14 protein-coding genes are annotated in these 15,595 nt (G+C 78.1%); 11 read left to right on the plus strand and 3 right to left on the minus strand.

Translation table 11 applies throughout. The annotated features are described in order from the left end of the window. The first annotated feature begins 25 nt into the window (after positions 1 to 25). Positions 26 to 742, plus strand: a complete 717-nt coding sequence (locus RTG05_RS09990; RefSeq protein ID WP_166528503.1) for a class I SAM-dependent methyltransferase — start codon at positions 26 to 28, stop codon at positions 740 to 742. Positions 743 to 857: 115 nt separating this feature from the next. On the opposite strand, the gene RTG05_RS09995 is transcribed toward RTG05_RS09990, so the two are convergent. Continuing rightward, a complete protein-coding gene (locus tag RTG05_RS09995; RefSeq protein WP_166528504.1) occupies positions 858 to 1,787 on the minus strand; it encodes a TetR/AcrR family transcriptional regulator in 930 nt (309 codons plus the stop codon). Between the two features lie 165 nt (positions 1,788 to 1,952). Here RTG05_RS09995 and steA point away from each other — a divergent pair, with 165 nt between their 5' ends. The 8 genes from steA to RTG05_RS10035 are packed head-to-tail and all read left to right on the plus strand — an operon-like array spanning position 1,953 to position 12,436. After that, entirely contained in the window at positions 1,953 to 3,140 is a 1,188-nt protein-coding gene (gene steA, locus RTG05_RS10000) for a putative cytokinetic ring protein SteA (RefSeq protein ID WP_166529652.1), read from the plus strand. Continuing rightward, positions 3,137 to 4,126 (plus strand): copper transporter, encoded by a 990-nt coding sequence (locus RTG05_RS10005; RefSeq protein ID WP_166528505.1) that lies wholly within the window; start codon positions 3,137 to 3,139, stop codon positions 4,124 to 4,126. Before steA ends, RTG05_RS10005 begins: the two co-directional genes overlap by 4 nt. Before the next feature lie 35 nt (positions 4,127 to 4,161). Then, the gene (locus tag RTG05_RS10010; RefSeq protein ID WP_166528506.1) at positions 4,162 to 4,971 is read left to right on the plus strand and encodes a hypothetical protein; all 810 of its coding nucleotides are present in this window, start codon (positions 4,162 to 4,164) and stop codon (positions 4,969 to 4,971) included. A gap of 58 nt (positions 4,972 to 5,029) precedes the next feature. Further along, positions 5,030 to 6,655, plus strand: a complete 1,626-nt coding sequence (murJ, locus tag RTG05_RS10015) for a murein biosynthesis integral membrane protein MurJ (protein WP_166528507.1) — start codon at positions 5,030 to 5,032, stop codon at positions 6,653 to 6,655. Then, positions 6,648 to 7,775 carry a glycosyltransferase family 4 protein gene (locus RTG05_RS10020; protein ID WP_166528508.1) on the plus strand — a complete coding sequence of 376 codons (1,128 nt, stop codon included), beginning with the start codon at positions 6,648 to 6,650 and terminating at the stop codon, positions 7,773 to 7,775. Before murJ ends, RTG05_RS10020 begins: the two co-directional genes overlap by 8 nt. After that, a complete protein-coding gene (locus RTG05_RS10025) occupies positions 7,772 to 10,120 on the plus strand; it encodes a hypothetical protein (protein ID WP_315912515.1) in 2,349 nt (782 codons plus the stop codon). The genes RTG05_RS10020 and RTG05_RS10025 overlap by 4 nt, the downstream gene beginning before the upstream one ends. Before the next feature lie 22 nt (positions 10,121 to 10,142). Next, on the plus strand, positions 10,143 to 11,834 hold the full coding sequence (locus tag RTG05_RS10030; protein WP_166529653.1) for a CTP synthase: 1,692 nt from the start codon (positions 10,143 to 10,145) through the stop codon (positions 11,832 to 11,834). Between the two features lie 2 nt (positions 11,835 to 11,836). Continuing rightward, on the plus strand, positions 11,837 to 12,436 hold the full coding sequence (locus RTG05_RS10035) for an NUDIX domain-containing protein (RefSeq protein ID WP_166528509.1): 600 nt from the start codon (positions 11,837 to 11,839) through the stop codon (positions 12,434 to 12,436). A 39-nt stretch (positions 12,437 to 12,475) separates the two neighbouring features. Here RTG05_RS10035 and RTG05_RS10040 read toward each other — a convergent pair whose 3' ends face one another. Together RTG05_RS10040 and RTG05_RS10045 are read right to left on the minus strand one after the other, a co-directional pair. Next, positions 12,476 to 13,075 (minus strand): hypothetical protein, encoded by a 600-nt coding sequence (locus tag RTG05_RS10040; protein ID WP_166528510.1) that lies wholly within the window; start codon positions 13,073 to 13,075, stop codon positions 12,476 to 12,478. Positions 13,076 to 13,177: 102 nt separating this feature from the next. Next, positions 13,178 to 13,777 (minus strand): hypothetical protein, encoded by a 600-nt coding sequence (locus RTG05_RS10045; protein ID WP_166528511.1) that lies wholly within the window; start codon positions 13,775 to 13,777, stop codon positions 13,178 to 13,180. Between the two features lie 97 nt (positions 13,778 to 13,874). On the opposite strand from RTG05_RS10045, the gene RTG05_RS10050 reads away from it, so the two are divergent. Both RTG05_RS10050 and ald read left to right on the plus strand, forming a co-directional pair. Beyond that, positions 13,875 to 14,294, plus strand: a complete 420-nt coding sequence (locus tag RTG05_RS10050) for a GlcG/HbpS family heme-binding protein (RefSeq protein WP_166528512.1) — start codon at positions 13,875 to 13,877, stop codon at positions 14,292 to 14,294. Between the two features lie 162 nt (positions 14,295 to 14,456). Beyond that, a complete protein-coding gene (ald, locus tag RTG05_RS10055) occupies positions 14,457 to 15,572 on the plus strand; it encodes an alanine dehydrogenase (RefSeq protein ID WP_166528513.1) in 1,116 nt (371 codons plus the stop codon). Positions 15,573 to 15,595: the final 23 nt, after the last annotated feature.

Raw genomic sequence — 15,595 nt, forward strand, 5'->3', positions numbered from 1 at the left:
CCCGCCTGCGGGGCGGTACCGCCCGGTGAGCTGCTTCTCCGCCGTCGACGAGTCGGCGCACTACGGCTTCAGCGTCTGCATGCTGCTCCGGCAGTACCGCGAGCAGCTGGGGTGGGCCGACGAGGGGATCGTCGAGCTCGGCACCGGTGACGCCACCGCGATCGCCGACGTCGTGGCCGGCCTGCCCGACCTGCGGGTGCGCAGCTTCGACATCAGCGCCCCCTCGGTGGAGCACGCCCGGGCGAACATCGCCGCCCGCGGGGTGGCCGACCGCTACACCGTGGAGTTCGGCGACTTCTTCGACCGGGCGGACTCGGCGGGCAGCCGGCCGGTGTCCACGGTGATCGCCAACCCGCCGTACATCCCGGCGCCGGACCGCGACATCCGCATGCCCGAGCTGTGGGGCGGGGTGTACGGCAACGACCTGGTGCTGCAGCTGCTCAAGGCCGGCTACCGCAACGTGGTCACCGCCGTGCCCAGCTACGCCGACCCGGGCGGGACCGTCCGGACCGCCGAGGACCTCGGCTACCGGGTCGCGAACTTCCTGGCCATGGGCCTGGACTACGGCGAGTACAGCAGCGAGCCCAAGGTGCGCGAGCACATCCGCCGGTTGTGCGCCGAGGGCCGCGGCTGGGCCGGTGAGGACGAGTACATGGTCGCCGTCGCCCTGTTCACCCAGGAGCCCGACATCCCCGGCGACCGCGCCACCCAGCTGCTCAACGCCCTGCAGCTCCCGGCCTGACCGCCCCCGACCGCGTCCGGGCTCACCGTTGCGGGTCCTGGCTCACGGCCGGCAGTGAGTCAGGACCGGCAACGACCAGGTCAGCTGATCATCGGGGCGCGGGCCGCCTCGCCCCTCACCTCCGCTTGGCGTAGCCGGCCAGGCCGAACTGCAGCAGCGCCAGCCCGCGCTCGCCGCGGGCCAGCAGCTCGGCGGACAGCGCCGGGCCGGAGACGCCGGCCAGCACCCGGTCGCGCGCGAGCTCCAGGAGCGCGGCGTACAGGCCGAGCACCGCCTGCGCGGCCAGCCAGGGCGCCAGGTCCCCGGGCTCGGCACCGGTCTCCTCGGCGACCAGCGCGGCCAGCGCGGTGGTCAGCTCGCCGAGGATCTCCCGCTCGCGCACCTGCAGGGTGCGGCTGCCGCGGATGACCCCGGCCATCTCCGCCACGCCCGCGGCGGCCTCCGGGGCGCCCAGCCCGCTCATGGCCCGGACGACGAAGGTGCCGGCGGCCGCGGTCACCGACTCCCCGGCCGGTCGGGTGCGCACCGTCTCCAGCAGCGCCGCGCGCACCGGCGGGTCGGCCTCGAAGACCAGCCCCTCCTTGACCGGGAAGTGGTTGAACACCGTCTTCTCCACCACCCCGGCCCGCTGGGCGATCTCCACGACGCTGACCGCGTCGAAGCCGCGCTCGGCGAACAGCTCGGCGGCCGCCTCGATGATCGCCGCGCGGGTCTGCTGCCGACGCCGCTCGCGCAGGCCCGGTCCGCGCAGCGCCCGCCGCCCACGACGGCTCCGCGGGTCGGTCTCGGCGGCGGCCGGGGGAGCGGCCGGGCTCGTGGTGCCCGGCAGTGGCGGCGCACCGCCGTCTCCCGCGCTGCTCCCGGGCACGCTGCCGGCGGGGAGGCCGCCGCCCGCGGAGCCGGCCTCCGGGACACCGTCGTCCGGGAGCGCCGGCCCGGCCGGGGGGTCCGGCGTCGGCAGCTGCCGCAGGACCGCCTCGTGCGGCTCGCCGGCCACGTCGTCGTCGGGATCGGTCCGGCCGACGGCACGCGCGCCAGGAGTCACCCTCCCCACGCTAGCCAGCCCGCCGGGGGCCTCCGGCGGGGCGGGTGGGGCAGGCGCGCCCGGCGTGTCGTGGTCTCCGTGGTGTCGAACACCCTCCGTGACTGGTATGTCGCCGAGGCGCGTCGCAGGCCGGGGCGTCCCGGTCACCGTGGGAGAGTGCAGGCCATGCGCATCGGCTCCCTCCGCCGCGGCCGGGCGCCCGAGGCGGCCCCCGGCGTGGCCGGCACGGTGCGCGTGGACCGCCGCACCAAGGACCTCACCAAGCGGCTGCGCCCCGGCGACGTCGCGGTCATCGACCACGTCGACATCGACCGGGTCAGCGCCGACTCCCTGGTCGCCTGCGGCGCGGCCGCGGTGGTCAACGCCGCGCCCAGCACGTCGGGCCGCTACCCCAACCTGGGCCCGGAGATCCTGGTGGCCGCCGGCATCCCGCTGGTCGACGGTGTCGGCAAGGAGGTGCTGTCGGCGGTCCGGGAGGGGACGACGGTCCGCGTCGACGGCAACCGGCTGCTGGCCGAGGACGGCACCGTGCTCGCCGAGGGCACCGAGCAGACCCCGGAGTCCGTCGCCGGGGCGATGGCCGAGGCGCGGGCGGGGCTGTCGGTGCAGCTGGAGGCCTTCGCCACCAACACGATGGAGTACATGCGGCGGGAGCGGGCGCTGCTGCTCGACGGCGTCGGCGTCCCGGACGTGGCCACCCGGATCGAGGGCCGGCACGTGCTGGTCGTCGTCCGCGGCTACGACTACAAGGAGGACCTGCAGGCGCTGCGCTCCTACATCCGGGACTACCGCCCGGTGCTCATCGGCGTCGACGGCGGCGCCGACGCGCTCGTCGAGGCCGGCTACCGCCCGGACATGATCGTCGGGGACATGGACTCGGTGAGCGACGACGTGCTGCGCTGCGGCGCCGAGGTCGTCGTGCACGCCTACGCCGACGGGCGCGCCCCGGGCCTGGCCCGCGTGCAGGACCTCGGGGTCGCGGCGATCACCTTCCCCGCCGCGGCCACCAGCGAGGACATCGCGATGCTGCTCGCCGACGAGAAGGGCGCCACGCTCATCGTCGCCGTCGGCACCCACGCCACCCTGGTGGAGTTCCTGGACAAGGGCCGCGGCGGGATGGCGTCCACCTTCCTCACCCGGCTGCGCCTGGGCGGCAAGCTCGTCGACGCCAAGGGCGTGAGCCGGCTCTACCGCAGCCGCATCTCCACACTGACGCTGGTCGTCCTGGTGCTGGCCGCCTTCGTGGCCATCGGCTCGGCGCTGGCGGTGTCCGCGGCCGGCCGCGTCTACCTCGACCTGCTGGTCGACCAGTGGAGCAGCTTCGTGTTCTGGTTGGAGAACCTCTTCTCGTGATCGACTTCCGCTACCACCTGGTCTCGCTGATCGCGGTCTTCCTGGCCGTGGCGCTGGGGATCGTCATCGGCACCACCGCGCTCAACGCGCCGATCCTGGAGAGCCTGGAGGGGGAGGTGGCCGCGCTCGCCGAGGACAAGCGGGAGCTGGAGGCCCAGACGGAGGAGCTGCAGGCCCGGGTGGACACCGGCGACGCCTTCGCCGCCGCGGTCGCCCCGACGCTGGTCGCCGGCGCCCTGGCCGGCCGCAGCGTGCTGCTGGTCGCCACCGGCGAGGAGGTCCCCGCCGAGACCGTGGAGGAGGTCCAGACCCTGGTCGGGCAGGCCGGGGGGACGGTGTCGGGCACCATCCGCCTGCAGCCGGGCTACAGCGACCCGGCCACCGCCGCGGAGGTGCAGAGCTACGTCACCGGACCGGGCCTGCCCACCGGGGTGGTCCTGCCGGAGACCGACGACACCGGGCAGCTGGTCGGGTCGCTGCTGGCCCAGGTGCTCCTGCGTCCGGCCGCCCCCGGCGCCGCGGTCCCCGACACCGCCGCGGTGTCCACCGTGCTGGCGGGCCTGCGGGCCCTGGACGTGCTGGACGTGGAGTCCACCGGGGTCACCCCCGCCGACTTCGCGGTCGTGCTGACCGCCGGGGTGCCCACCGCGGAGGACGCCGCGCAGGATGCCGCGGAGGACGCCGCGGAGGACGCCGCGCAGCGCACCGACACCCTCGTCGACCTCACCCTCGCGCTGGACGCCGCCGGGTCCGGCGCGGTCGTCGCCGGGGACGCGGCCTCGGCCGGCGAGACCGGGCTGGTCGGCGTGCTGCGCGCCGACCCGGAGGACTCCGCCGCGGTGTCCACCGTGGACGACGTGGACTCCGCCGCCGGCCGGGTCAGCGCGGTGCTCGCCCTCGGGCGGGAGAGCGAGGGCACCTCGGGCGCCTACGGCAGCGGTGAGGACACCCAGCCGGTGCCGCCGGTCCCCGCCACCACCCCGTGAGGGCCCGGCAGCCGGGCGGCGGAGCGCGCAGCCGGGTGCCGCTGGCCCTGGCCGGGGCGGCGGCGGCCCGGCTCGGGCTGGCCGCGGCCGCGGTGCTGGACGCCCGCCCGGCCGGCGCGCGGTGGCGGCGCACCAACCACGCGGGGCGGCCGGTCAGCCTGCTCGGCGGGCCGGCCCTGGCGGTCGCGGCGACGGCGGCCGCGGTGGCCGGCGCCCCGGCCGGCACCCGGGCGGCCGCGGCGCTGGCCGGTGCGGTGTCCGGCCTGGTCGGCGGCTACGACGACCTGGCCGGCGCGCGCCCCGAGCAGGCGCGCGACAAGGGCCTGGCCGGGCACCTGCGCGCGCTGCGCGCCGGGCGGGTCTCCGCCGGCGCGGTGAAGGTCGCCGGCATCGGCGCCGCCGCCGCGGCCGCGGCGGTGTCCGCCGGGCACGGCAGCCGCCCCGCCGACGCGGTGCTCGCCACCGGGCTGGTCGCCGGCACCGCGAACCTGGTCAACCTGCTGGACCTGCGCCCCGGCCGGGCGGCCAAGGCCGTCGTCCTGGCCGCCGCGGCCGGGCTCGGCGGCCCCGCCGGCCCGCTGGTGGCCGGCCCGCTGGGCGCGGCGCTGGCGGTGCTGCCGGCCGACCTCGCCGAGCGGGTGATGCTGGGGGACTGCGGCGCCAACGCCGCCGGCGCGCTGCTCGGGCTGCGGCTGGCCGCCGTGCCCGGCCGCCCGGCGCGGGCGACGGCACTGGCGGTGGTCGTGGCGCTCACCCTGGCCAGCGAGCGGGTCAGCTTCACCCGGGTCATCGAGGCCACGCCGGGGCTGCGCGAGCTGGACCGGCTCGGCCGCCGCGTCCGGTGAGCGGGGCACGGGGCGGGGACGGCGGCGCGCACCGGGAGCACGCCGCCGGGGCGCCGCGGTGACCGGGGCACGCCTCGTCCGGGGGGTCGCCGGCGCCGCCGCACTGATCGCCGTCCTCACCGTGCTGGCCCGGCTGGCCGGCTTCGGCCGCACGCTGGTGTTCACCAACGCCGTGGGCGCCGACAGCACCGGCGACACCTACGTGGCGGCCAACGCCGTCCCGAACATCGTCTTCGAGGTGGTCGCCGGCGGCGCGCTGGCCGGCCTGGTCGTGCCGATGCTGGCCGGGGGCATCGCGGCCGGCGACCGCGAGCAGGTGCGGGCCACCGCGTCGGCGCTGCTCGGCTGGAGCCTGCTGGTGCTCACCCCGCTCGCGGGAGCGCTCGCGCTCGGCGCCGGGCCGGTGGCCCGGCTGCTGCTGGGCACCGGGGACCCGGCCGAGGTGGAGTTGGCTGCCCGCTTCCTGGTGGTGTTCGCGCCCCAGGTCGTGCTCTACGGCATCGGCGTGGTGCTCACCGGCGTCCTGCAGGCCCACCGCCGGTTCGCCGCCCCGGCGCTGGCGCCGCTGCTGTCCAGCGTCGTGGTCGCCGGCGCCTACCTGGCCTTCGCCGCGGTCGGCGGCAGCCGGACGGCCGACGGGCTCAGCACCCCGGCGGAGCTGGTGCTGTCGGTCGGGACGACGCTGGGCGTGGCCGCGCTGGCGCTGGGCCTGCTGCCGCCGGTGCGCCGGCTCGGCCTGGGCCTGCGCCCGGCGCTGCGCTTCCCGGTCGGGGTGGCGCCGCGGGTGCGCCGGCTCGCGGCGGCCGGCGTCCTGACCCTGGCCGGGCAGCAGCTGCTGGCCGTGGTGGCCATCCGGCTGGCCAGCGCCGGCGCCCCCGACGGCACCCAGGTGGTCTACACCGCCGGGCTGACCGTCTTCCTGCTGCCGTGGGCCGCGCTGGCGGTGCCGCTGGCCACCTCCGCCCACCCGGGGCTGGCCGAGCGGGTCGCCGCCGGCGACGAGGCCGGGTTCCGCCGGGTGCTGGCGCCGGTGGTGGTGCTCGTGACGGTCGGCTGCACGCTGGCCGCCGCCGTGCTGGTGGCCGTGGCCGGGCCGATGGCCGGGGTGTTCCTCACCGGGCAGCCGGCCGGGGTCGTCGGCGCGCTGCGGGACGCGATCGCCGCCTTCGCCCCCGGGCTGCCCGGCTACGGCCTGGTGGCCGTGCTCACCCGCGCGCTGTACGCCCGCGGCCTGTGGCGGGCGCCGACGGCCTGCGTGCTCGGCGGCTGGCTGCTGGCGGTGGCCGCGGACGTCGTGCTGGCCGCGGTGCTGCCCGCCGCCGACCGCGCGGCCGCGCTGGCCGCCGGGCACAGCGCCGGGGTGACCGTCGCCGGCCTGGCGCTGCTGGCCGTCACCGCCCGGGTCACCGGCCCGGCCGGGCTGGCGGGGGTGGCCCGCACCGGGCTGCCCGCGCTGGCCGCCGCCGTGCCGGCCGCCGCGGCCGGGCTGGCCGTCGCCGGTGCCCTCGGCGCCGACCCGGTGCCGCAGGGCGGCCTGCCGGCCACGCTCGGCGCCGGCGCGCTGGCCGCGGCCGCCGCGGCGGGGGTGGCCGCCGCGGTCATGATGGGCACGGCGCGCCGCCCCCTGCAGGAGGCGGTGCGCGGGCTGCGGCGGAGCGAACCCCAGGAGGTGCACGGTGGCTGACCGGCTCCCGCTGCACGGCCGCCGGGTGGCCGAGGTCCTGGCCACCAGCACCGGGGGGGTGGGCACGCACGTGCGCGCGGTGCTCCCGGCGCTGGGCGCGGCCGGGGCCGCCGTCCGGGTGTGCGGGCCGCGGGCCACCGAGGAGCTGTTCGGCTTCACCGCCGCCGGGGCCGCCTTCGCCCCCGTGCCGATCTCCGCCGGCCTGGCGCCGGCCGCCGACACCCGTGCCGTGGCGGCGCTGCGCCGGGCCACCGCGGACGCCGACCTGGTGCACGCCCACGGGCTGCGGGCCGGGCTGGTCGCCGCCGTCGCCCGCCGGCTGGGCGACCGGGCCCGGCCGCTGGTGCTCACCCTGCACAACCCGGTGCCCGGGGGCCGGGGCGCACGCCGCCGGCTGCTGGCCCTGGCCGAGCGGGCCACCGTCCGCGGCGCCGACGTCGTCCTGGCCGCGTCGGGCGACCTGGCCGAGAACGCGTGGCGGCAGGGCGCCCGGGACGTGCGGGTCGCGCCCGTCTCCGCCCCGCCGCTGCCCGCCCCCACCCGGCCCGCGGCGCGGGTGCGGGCCGACCTCGGCCTGGCCGACGGGCGGCCGCTGGTGCTCGCCGTCGGCCGGCTGCACCCGCAGAAGGGCTACGACGTGCTGCTCGACGCGGCCGCGCGCTGGGCGGCCGGACCGCGCCCGCCGCTGGTCGCCGTCGCCGGCGACGGGCCGCTGCACGGCGAGCTGGCCGCCCGCATCGCCGCCGAGCGGCTGCCGGTGGTGCTGCTGGGCCGGCGCGGCGACGTCGCCGACCTGCTCGCCGCCGCCGACGTCGCGGTGCTGCCCTCGCGCTGGGAGGCCCGCTCGCTGACCGCCCAGGAGGCGCTGCGCGCCGGCACGCCGCTGGTGGCCACCCGCACCGGCGGGCTGCCCGGGCTGCTCGGCGACGGCGCCGAGCTGGTGCCGCCCGGGGACCCCGCCGCGCTGGCCGACGCGGTGGCCGCGCTGCTGGCCGACCCCGCCCGGGCGGCGGCGCTGGCCGCGGCCGGCAGCGCGCAGGCGGCCACCTGGCCGGACGACGCGGCCACCGCCCGCCAGCTGGTCGCCCTCTACCGCGAGCTGCTCGGCGACCCGCGGTGAGCCGGCCCGCGGCGCTGCTGCTGGCGGTCCTCGCGGTGCTGGCCGCCGTCCTGACCGCCGCGCCGGCCGGTGCGGCGCCGGCCGGGCCGACGGCGGACCGCGTGGTCGTCGTCGGCGTCCCCGGCCTGGTGTGGGACGACGTCGACCCGCAGGCCACCCCGCGGCTGTGGGCGCTGGCCGAGGACTCCCCGATCGGCGCGGTCTCGGTGCGGGCGGCCCGCTCGACCACCTGCGTCCTGGACGGCTGGGTGACCCTGGGCGCCGGGAACCGGGCCCGCTTCCCGGCGCCGGAGGAGTCGGCCCCGCCGGTGCCGCTGCCCACCGTCCCGCTGCCCGGGCAGCCCCCGGGCGTGCCCCCGCCGGACGACGCCCCCGCGCCCGCCCCGCCGGCCGGCCCGGCCCTGTCGCACTGCGGCCTGCAGGAGCGGCTGGCCGCCACCGGGCTGGCCGATCCGCAGGGCGCGGTCGCCGCCGTCGCCGACGACCCCGCCAGCGCCCGGTTCGGCGCCGACCCGGCGGCGCTGGGCGAGGCGGTGGGGTGCGCCACCGTCGCCGGCCGGGCGCCGGCGCTGGCCGTCGCCGCCCCCGGTGTGCCCCTGGCCCGCAGCGAGCAGCTGCCCGCCGACGCAGGCTCGCTGCTCGGCGGTTGCCCGCTGGTGCTGGTCGGCCTGGACGACCTCAGCGACGCCGGCGAGCCGGACCTGCAGACCAGCGACACCGGCACCGACCCCCGCTCCCGTGCGCTCGCGCTGGCCGCCGTCGACGCCGCCGTGGGCCGCCTGGCCGACGCCGTGGCCGCCGCGCCGGGGGAGACGCTGCTGCTGGTCACCGGCGTGTCGGAGGTGGGCGACGGCCGGCCGCAGCTGCACGTCGGCATCGCCGCGGGCCCGGGCCTCACCGGCCCGCGGTGGCTGACCTCGGCGAGCACCGGCCGGGCGCCCTACGTGCAGCTCATCGACGTCGCCCCCACCGTGCTGGCCGCCCTGGGCCTGGACCGCCCGGCGACGGTGAACGGGCAGGCGCTGCGGGCCGAGGGGCAGCGCCCGCCGCTGCCCGAGGCCGTGGCCGAGCTGCGGCGGGCGGACACCGCCGCCACGGTCCACCACCGCAGCACCGGCGTCTTCTTCTGGGGGCTGGTGCTGCTGGACGCCGTCGTCGTCGGCCTCGGGCTGCTCGCCGTCCGCGGCGGGCGGGCCGGGCGGTGGCGTGCGCTGCACCCGCTGGCGCTGGCAGCGGCCGCGGTGCCGGTGGCCACGTACCTGGCCGGCCTGCTGCCCTGGGAGCGGGCCGCCGCGCCGCGCGCCGCGCTCGCCGGCAGCGTGCTGCTCGCCGCGCTGGCGGTCACCGCGCTGGCCGCCGGGGGCCCGTGGCGCCGCTCCCCGCTCGGTCCGCCGCTGGTCGTCCTGGCGGTCACCCTGGCCACGCTGGTCGGCGACGTGCTCACCGGCTCGCACCTGGAGCTGGACGGCCTGCTCGGCTACGACGCGGTCGTGGCCGGGCGGTTCACCGGGTACGGCAACCTCAGCTCCGGGCTGCTGGCCGTCGGGGCGCTGCTGGTGACCGCCGCGGTCGCCACCGCGGCGGTCCGGCGGGCACCGGCCGGCCGGGCCCGGGCGGTCACCGCCGCGGTGGTGCTGGGCGCCGGGGTGTTCACCGTCCTGGTCGTCGGGACGCCGGCGCTGGGCCGCGACTTCGGCGGCGTGCTCGCCGCGCTGCCCGGGTTCGTGCTGCTGGCCATGCTGCTCACCGGCACCCGGGTGACGGTGGCGCGGATGGGTGCGGTGCTGGTGCTGGCCGGCGGCGCCGTGGGCGCGCTGGCGTTCGTGGACTGGCTGCGCCCGGCCGAGCAGCGCAGCCACCTGGGCCGGTTCGTCGAACAGCTGCTCACCGGCCAGGCGTGGACGGTGGTCAGCCGCAAGGCGCAGGCCAACGTGGACATCCTGCTCGGCAGCCCGCTGGCCTGGCTGCTGCCGGTCGCCCTGGTCGCCGCCGTCTGGCTGGTCCGCCCGGGCCGGGGGCGTCTGGCCGGCCGGCTGCCGGCCCGGCTGCGCGGGCCCGGGCTGCTGCGCGGCCGGGACGACCTGCTGGCGCCCGCCGACCGCGCCGTGCTGCGCGCCGGGCTGCTGGCCACCGCGGCCAGCCTCGCCCTCGGGGCGGCGGCCAACGACTCCGGCGTGGCGGTGCCGGCGGCGGCGGCGGCGCTGCTGGTGCCGCTGCTGGTGGGGCTGGCCACCGGCCCGCGCCGCGCCGCCGGGGCCGGCGGTGCTGCGCCCGGTGCCCGGCCGGGGGAGGGCGGCGACCGTGTTACGGTCGTCTCCCGTGGATCGACCGCATGGCACGCGTGACGACGACTACGGAGCACGGGGCCTGCTCCACAACTCCCAGCCGACGAAGTTCGTCTTCGTCACCGGCGGGGTCGTGTCCTCCCTCGGCAAGGGCCTGACGGCGAGCTCCCTGGGCGCCCTGCTGACCGGCCGCGGCCTGCGGGTCACGATGCAGAAGCTGGACCCCTACCTCAACGTCGACCCCGGGACGATGAACCCGTTCCAGCACGGCGAGGTCTTCGTCACCGAGGACGGCGCCGAGACCGACCTCGACGTCGGGCACTACGAGCGGTTCCTGGACACCGACCTGAGCGGCCGGTCCAACGTGACCACCGGCCAGGTGTACTCCGAAGTGATCGCCAAGGAGCGGCGCGGGGAGTACCTGGGCGACACCGTGCAGGTCATCCCGCACATCACCAACGAGATCAAGGCGCGCATCCTCGCCGCGGCGCAGGGGCCCGACCGCGTCGACGTGGTCATCACCGAGGTCGGCGGCACCGTCGGCGACATCGAGTCGCTGCCCTTCCTGGAGGCCGCCCGCCAGGTTCGCCACGAGATCGGGCGGGGCAACTGCTTCTTCCTGCACATCTCCCTGGTGCCCTACATCGCGCCGTCCGGGGAGCTGAAGACCAAGCCGACCCAGCACTCGGTGGCCGCGCTGCGCAACATCGGCATCCAGCCCGACGCGGTGGTCTGCCGGTCGGACCGGGAGATCGGCACCGGCCTCAAGCGCAAGATCAGCCTGATGTGCGACGTGGACGCCGAGGGCGTCATCTCCTGCCCGGACGCGCCGTCGATCTACGACATCCCCAAGGTGCTGCACCGCGAGGGCCTGGACGCCTACGTCGTCCGCCGGCTGGGCCTGCCCTTCCGGGACGTCGACTGGACCGTGTGGGGGGACCTGCTCGACCGGGTGCACGCGCCGAGGCAGACGGTCACCATCGCGCTGGTCGGCAAGTACATCGACCTGCCCGACGCCTACCTGTCGGTCACCGAGGCGCTGCGGGCCGGCGGGTTCGCCCACCGCAGCCGGGTGCAGATCCGCTGGGTGCCGTCGGACGACTGCCAGACGCCCGAGGGCGCCGAACGGGCGCTGGCCGGGGTCGACGGCATCTGCGTGCCCGGCGGGTTCGGGGTGCGCGGCATCGAGGGCAAGCTCGGCGCCGTCCGCCACGCCCGCGTCAACGGCGTCCCCCTGCTGGGGCTGTGCCTGGGCCTCCAGTGCATGGTCATCGAGGCCGCGCGCAACCTGGCCGGGCTGACCGGGGCCAACTCCGCGGAGTTCGACCCCGACACCCCCGACGCGGTCATCGCCACGATGGCCAGCCAGGTGGACGTGGTCGCCGGGCGCGGCGACATGGGCGGCACCATGCGGCTGGGCAGCTACCCGGCCACGCTGCTGCGCGGGTCGGTCGTCGCCCAGGCCTACGGCGCGACGGAGATCACCGAGCGGCACCGGCACCGCTACGAGGTGGCCAACGCCTACCGCGACCGGATCGGCGAGGCCGGGCTGGTCTTCTCCGGCACCTCCCCGGACGGGCTGCTGGTCGAGTTCGCCGAGCTGCCCCGCGAGGTGCACCCCTTCTTCGTCGGCACCCAGGCGCACCCGGAGCTCAAGAGCCGCCCGACCCGGCCGCACCCGCTGTTCGCCGCCTTCGTGCAGGCCGCGATCGACTTCTCGGAGTCCGCGCGGCTGCCCGTGCCGCTCGACGAGGCCGAGAAGGTCGGGATCTGACCGTGGTGGAGCCCGCCCGGCCCGGCGAGTACGAGGTGCTGGGCACCGAGGTCGTGCACGAGGGCCGGATCACCACCCTGGTCAAGGACACCGTGGCCATGCCCGGCGGCGGGGACAGCGTCCGCGAGGTGGTGCGGCACATCGGCGCGGTGGCCGTCGCCGCGGTGGACGACGAGGGCCGCATCGTGCTGGTCCGCCAGTACCGGCACCCGGTGCGCGGCTACCTGTGGGAGCTGCCCGCCGGCCTGCGCGACGCCGACGGCGAGGCCCCTCTGGCCACCGCGCGGCGGGAGCTGGCCGAGGAGGCGGGGCTGGCTGCCGAGCGCTGGTCGCTGCTGGCCACCAGCTACAGCACCCCGGGCTTCTGCACCGAGCAGGTGCTCGTCTACCTCGCCGAGGGGCTCATCGCCGTCGACCTCCCAGAGGGCTTCGTCGTGGAGCACGAGGAGCTGGACATGACCGTGGAGCGGGTGCCGCTGGACGAGGCCGTGCAGCGGGTGTTCGCCGGGGGGATCCGCAACTCCTCGGCGGTCATCGGCGTGCTGGGCGCCGCACACGCCCGCGCGACCGGCGCCACCCTGCGCCCCGCCGACGCGGGGTAGGTCCGCCTTTGTCGCGACAATGGCGGTCCGCGTCGGACGTCAGGAGATGACGACGGCGTCGGAGGTGCCCACCTGCACCCAGCGCAGCACGCCGTCGACGCCGCGCACCTCCTCCTCCAGCCAGAACACGTAGGGGTCGCCGGGGGTGAGCCCGGCGAAGGCGACGGTGACCGGCACGCAGTCCTCGGGCTGGGCGGCCAGCTGCACCGGCGGGTCGGGCTGCGGCCCGCTGACCAGCCGCTGAGCGACCGCCTGCACCCGGTACTGCTGCACCTCGGCGCGCCCGTCGGCCTGCCAGCTCACCGTCGCCGACGCCACGCCGGGCAGCACTCCCGGGACGATCCGCCGCGGGTTGCCGTAGCCGCCGCACGGCGCCTCGGGCACCGTCAGCTCCAGCGCGACGCCGCGGGGGACGCCGGGCCGCACCGCGACCTCGATCGGCCGGGGACGGGGGATGTCGACGCCGTCCACCGGGGGGACGGCGACCGGCGCCGCGGGCGCGACGGCGAGCACGCGCACCGGGCCGGGCACCGCTGCCGCCGGTGCGGGGACCGCGGGCAGCGCCGTCCGGGTGGCGGTGAGCGTCGCGGCGACCTCGGTGACCGGGCCGCTCAGCGCGATCAGGCCGACCGCGGCCACCGCGGCGACCGTGCCGGTCCCGCGTCCCCGCCGTGCTGCCCGCCGTCCCACGCCCTGCCTCCCCGGTGTCCTCCCCGGACATCGGCAGCCACAGCCGTCCCCTCAACCCCAACCGGACAGCCCCAGCCGTTCCAGCTCCACGGCCGCCAGCGCCCGCGTCGCGGCCGGGTCGCCGGCCCGCCAGGCGTCCGCGGTGCCCGGCGGCAGGGCGGCCAGCCGGGACAGCGGGGCGGTGGCCAGCGCCCGCGCCGCCAGCACGCCCGGGTCGGCCGCGGCCAGCCGCCCGGCGGCCCCGGCGGCCCGCACCCAGCCCAGCCGCCACGGCAGCCAGCGCAGCAGCGCCCAGCCCACCGGCAGCAGCACCAGGACGACGGCGAGCACCGTGGCCAGCGTGCCGACGGCGTCCACCGCGGCCTGGCCCGCCCCGCCCACCGACCCGCCGGCCGAGCCGAGCGCGGCGAACGGCGCGGCCAGCTCGTCGCCGACGACCGGCACGTCCTCGGCCACCTCCGCGGCCGAGGACATGCTGCCGGCCACCGAGGCGCCCAGGTCCTCGACCGCGCGGCCGGGCCCGGCCAGGGCCAGCACCGCGCCGTGCACCGTGCGGGCCACGACCACCCAGAGCACCAGCCAGGCGACCAGCCCGAGGTCGGCGGCCAGCTGGCGGGCGCGCACGGCCGGGGACGGGGCGTACAGGGCCACGGGCACTCCTCCTGCGCAGGCGGCTGACCCGCCCACCCTCCGCCCCGGGACGGCGCCCCGCAGGCGGAGCACCCGGCGGTGCTGGCAGGGTGGGCCCGTGCTGACCTCCGAGCAGGCCCAGGCCCTGCTGACCGCCGCCCGCGACGAGTGCGCCCGCGTCGGCGTGCCCATGTCCTTCGCCGTCATGGACCCCGCCGGCCACCTCGTGGCCCTGCTGCGCACCGACGGCGCCCCGTGGATCTCCACCGACGTCGCCCAGGGCAAGGCCTGGACCGCGGCGGCCTACGGCATGCCCAGCGCCGGGCAGAAGGCCAAGATGGACAGCCTGCCCAACTTCTCCACCGCGCTGACCGCGATGACCGCCGGCCGCTTCACGCCGCAGCCCGGCGCCGTGCCGGTCTACGCGGACGGGCGGCTGGTCGGGGCACTGGGCGCCAGCGGCGGCACCGGCCAGCAGGACGAGGACGTGTGCGCCGCCGCCGTCACCGCCTGCGGGTACGCGACCGCGGCCGGCTGAGGGAGGGCCCACCCCCGGAGGGTGGGCCCGGCACGCCGGGCCGTCCGCAGCGTCCGCCGCTGCTTACACTCCGCGCGAGGCGCGCCCCGATCGGGTGCGCCCACGAGACGGTGGGACGCCCGTCACCCTCGGGCCGCGCCACCGGGACCAGGAGTGTCGGCGATGCGGGTCGGGGTTCCCCGAGAGGTCAAGAACCGGGAGTACCGGGTGGCGCTCACCCCTGCGGGGGTGACCGAGCTGGCGCGGGCCGGGCACACGGTGCTCGTCGAGCGGGGGGCGGGGGAGGGCTCGTCCATCCCGGACGCCGACTACACCGCCGCCGGGGCCACCATCGTGGCCGACGCCGACGACGTGTGGGCCGACGCCGACCTGCTGCTCAAGGTCAAGGAGCCGGTCGCCGAGGAGTACCCCCGGCTGCGGGCCGGGCAGACGCTGTTCACCTACCTGCACCTGGCCGCGTCCCGGGAGTGCACCGACGCCCTGGTCGCCTCCGGCACCACCGCGATCGCCTACGAGACGGTGCAGACCGCCCGCGGCGCGCTGCCCCTGCTGGCCCCGATGAGCGAGGTCGCCGGCCGCATGGCGCCGCAGGTCGGGGCGCACAGCCTGGAGCGGGCGCACGGCGGGCGCGGGGTGCTGCTCGGCGGTGTCTCCGGGGTGTACGCGGCCAAGGTCGTCGTCATCGGGGCCGGGGTGTCGGGCATGAGTGCGGCCACCATCGCCCTGGGCATGCAGGCCGAGGTCGTCGTGCTGGACCGCGACGTCGACAAGCTGCGCGCCGCGGACACCGTCTACCGCGGGCACCTGCAGACGGTGACCTCCAACGCCTACGAGGTGGAGCGGGCCGTCCTGGACGCCGACCTGGTCATCGGCGCGGTGCTGGTCCCCGGTGCCAAGGCGCCCACCCTGGTGAGCAACGACCTGGTCAAGCGGATGAAGCCGGGGTCGGTGCTGGTCGACATCGCCGTGGACCAGGGCGGCTGCTTCGAGGACAGCCGGCCCACGACGCACGACGACCCGACCTTCCGGGTGCACGAGTCGGTCTTCTACTGCGTGGCCAACATGCCCGGCGCGGTGCCCAACACCTCCACGCACGCGCTCACCAACGTGACGCTGCCCTACGTCATGGCGTTGGCCGGCCGGGGCACCGCCGACGCCGTGCACGCCGACCCCGCACTCGCCCACGGGGTCAACGTGGTGGCCGGTCAGGTGGTGCTGCCCGAGGTCGCCGAGGCGCACGGGATGGCCGCCGTCGCGCTGGCGGAGGTGCTGCCCTGACCACCGCCACCCCCACCGCCGGC

The organism is Geodermatophilus sp. DSM 44513, from assembly GCF_032460525.1.
In the GTDB taxonomy this organism is placed as follows: domain Bacteria; phylum Actinomycetota; class Actinomycetes; order Mycobacteriales; family Geodermatophilaceae; genus Geodermatophilus.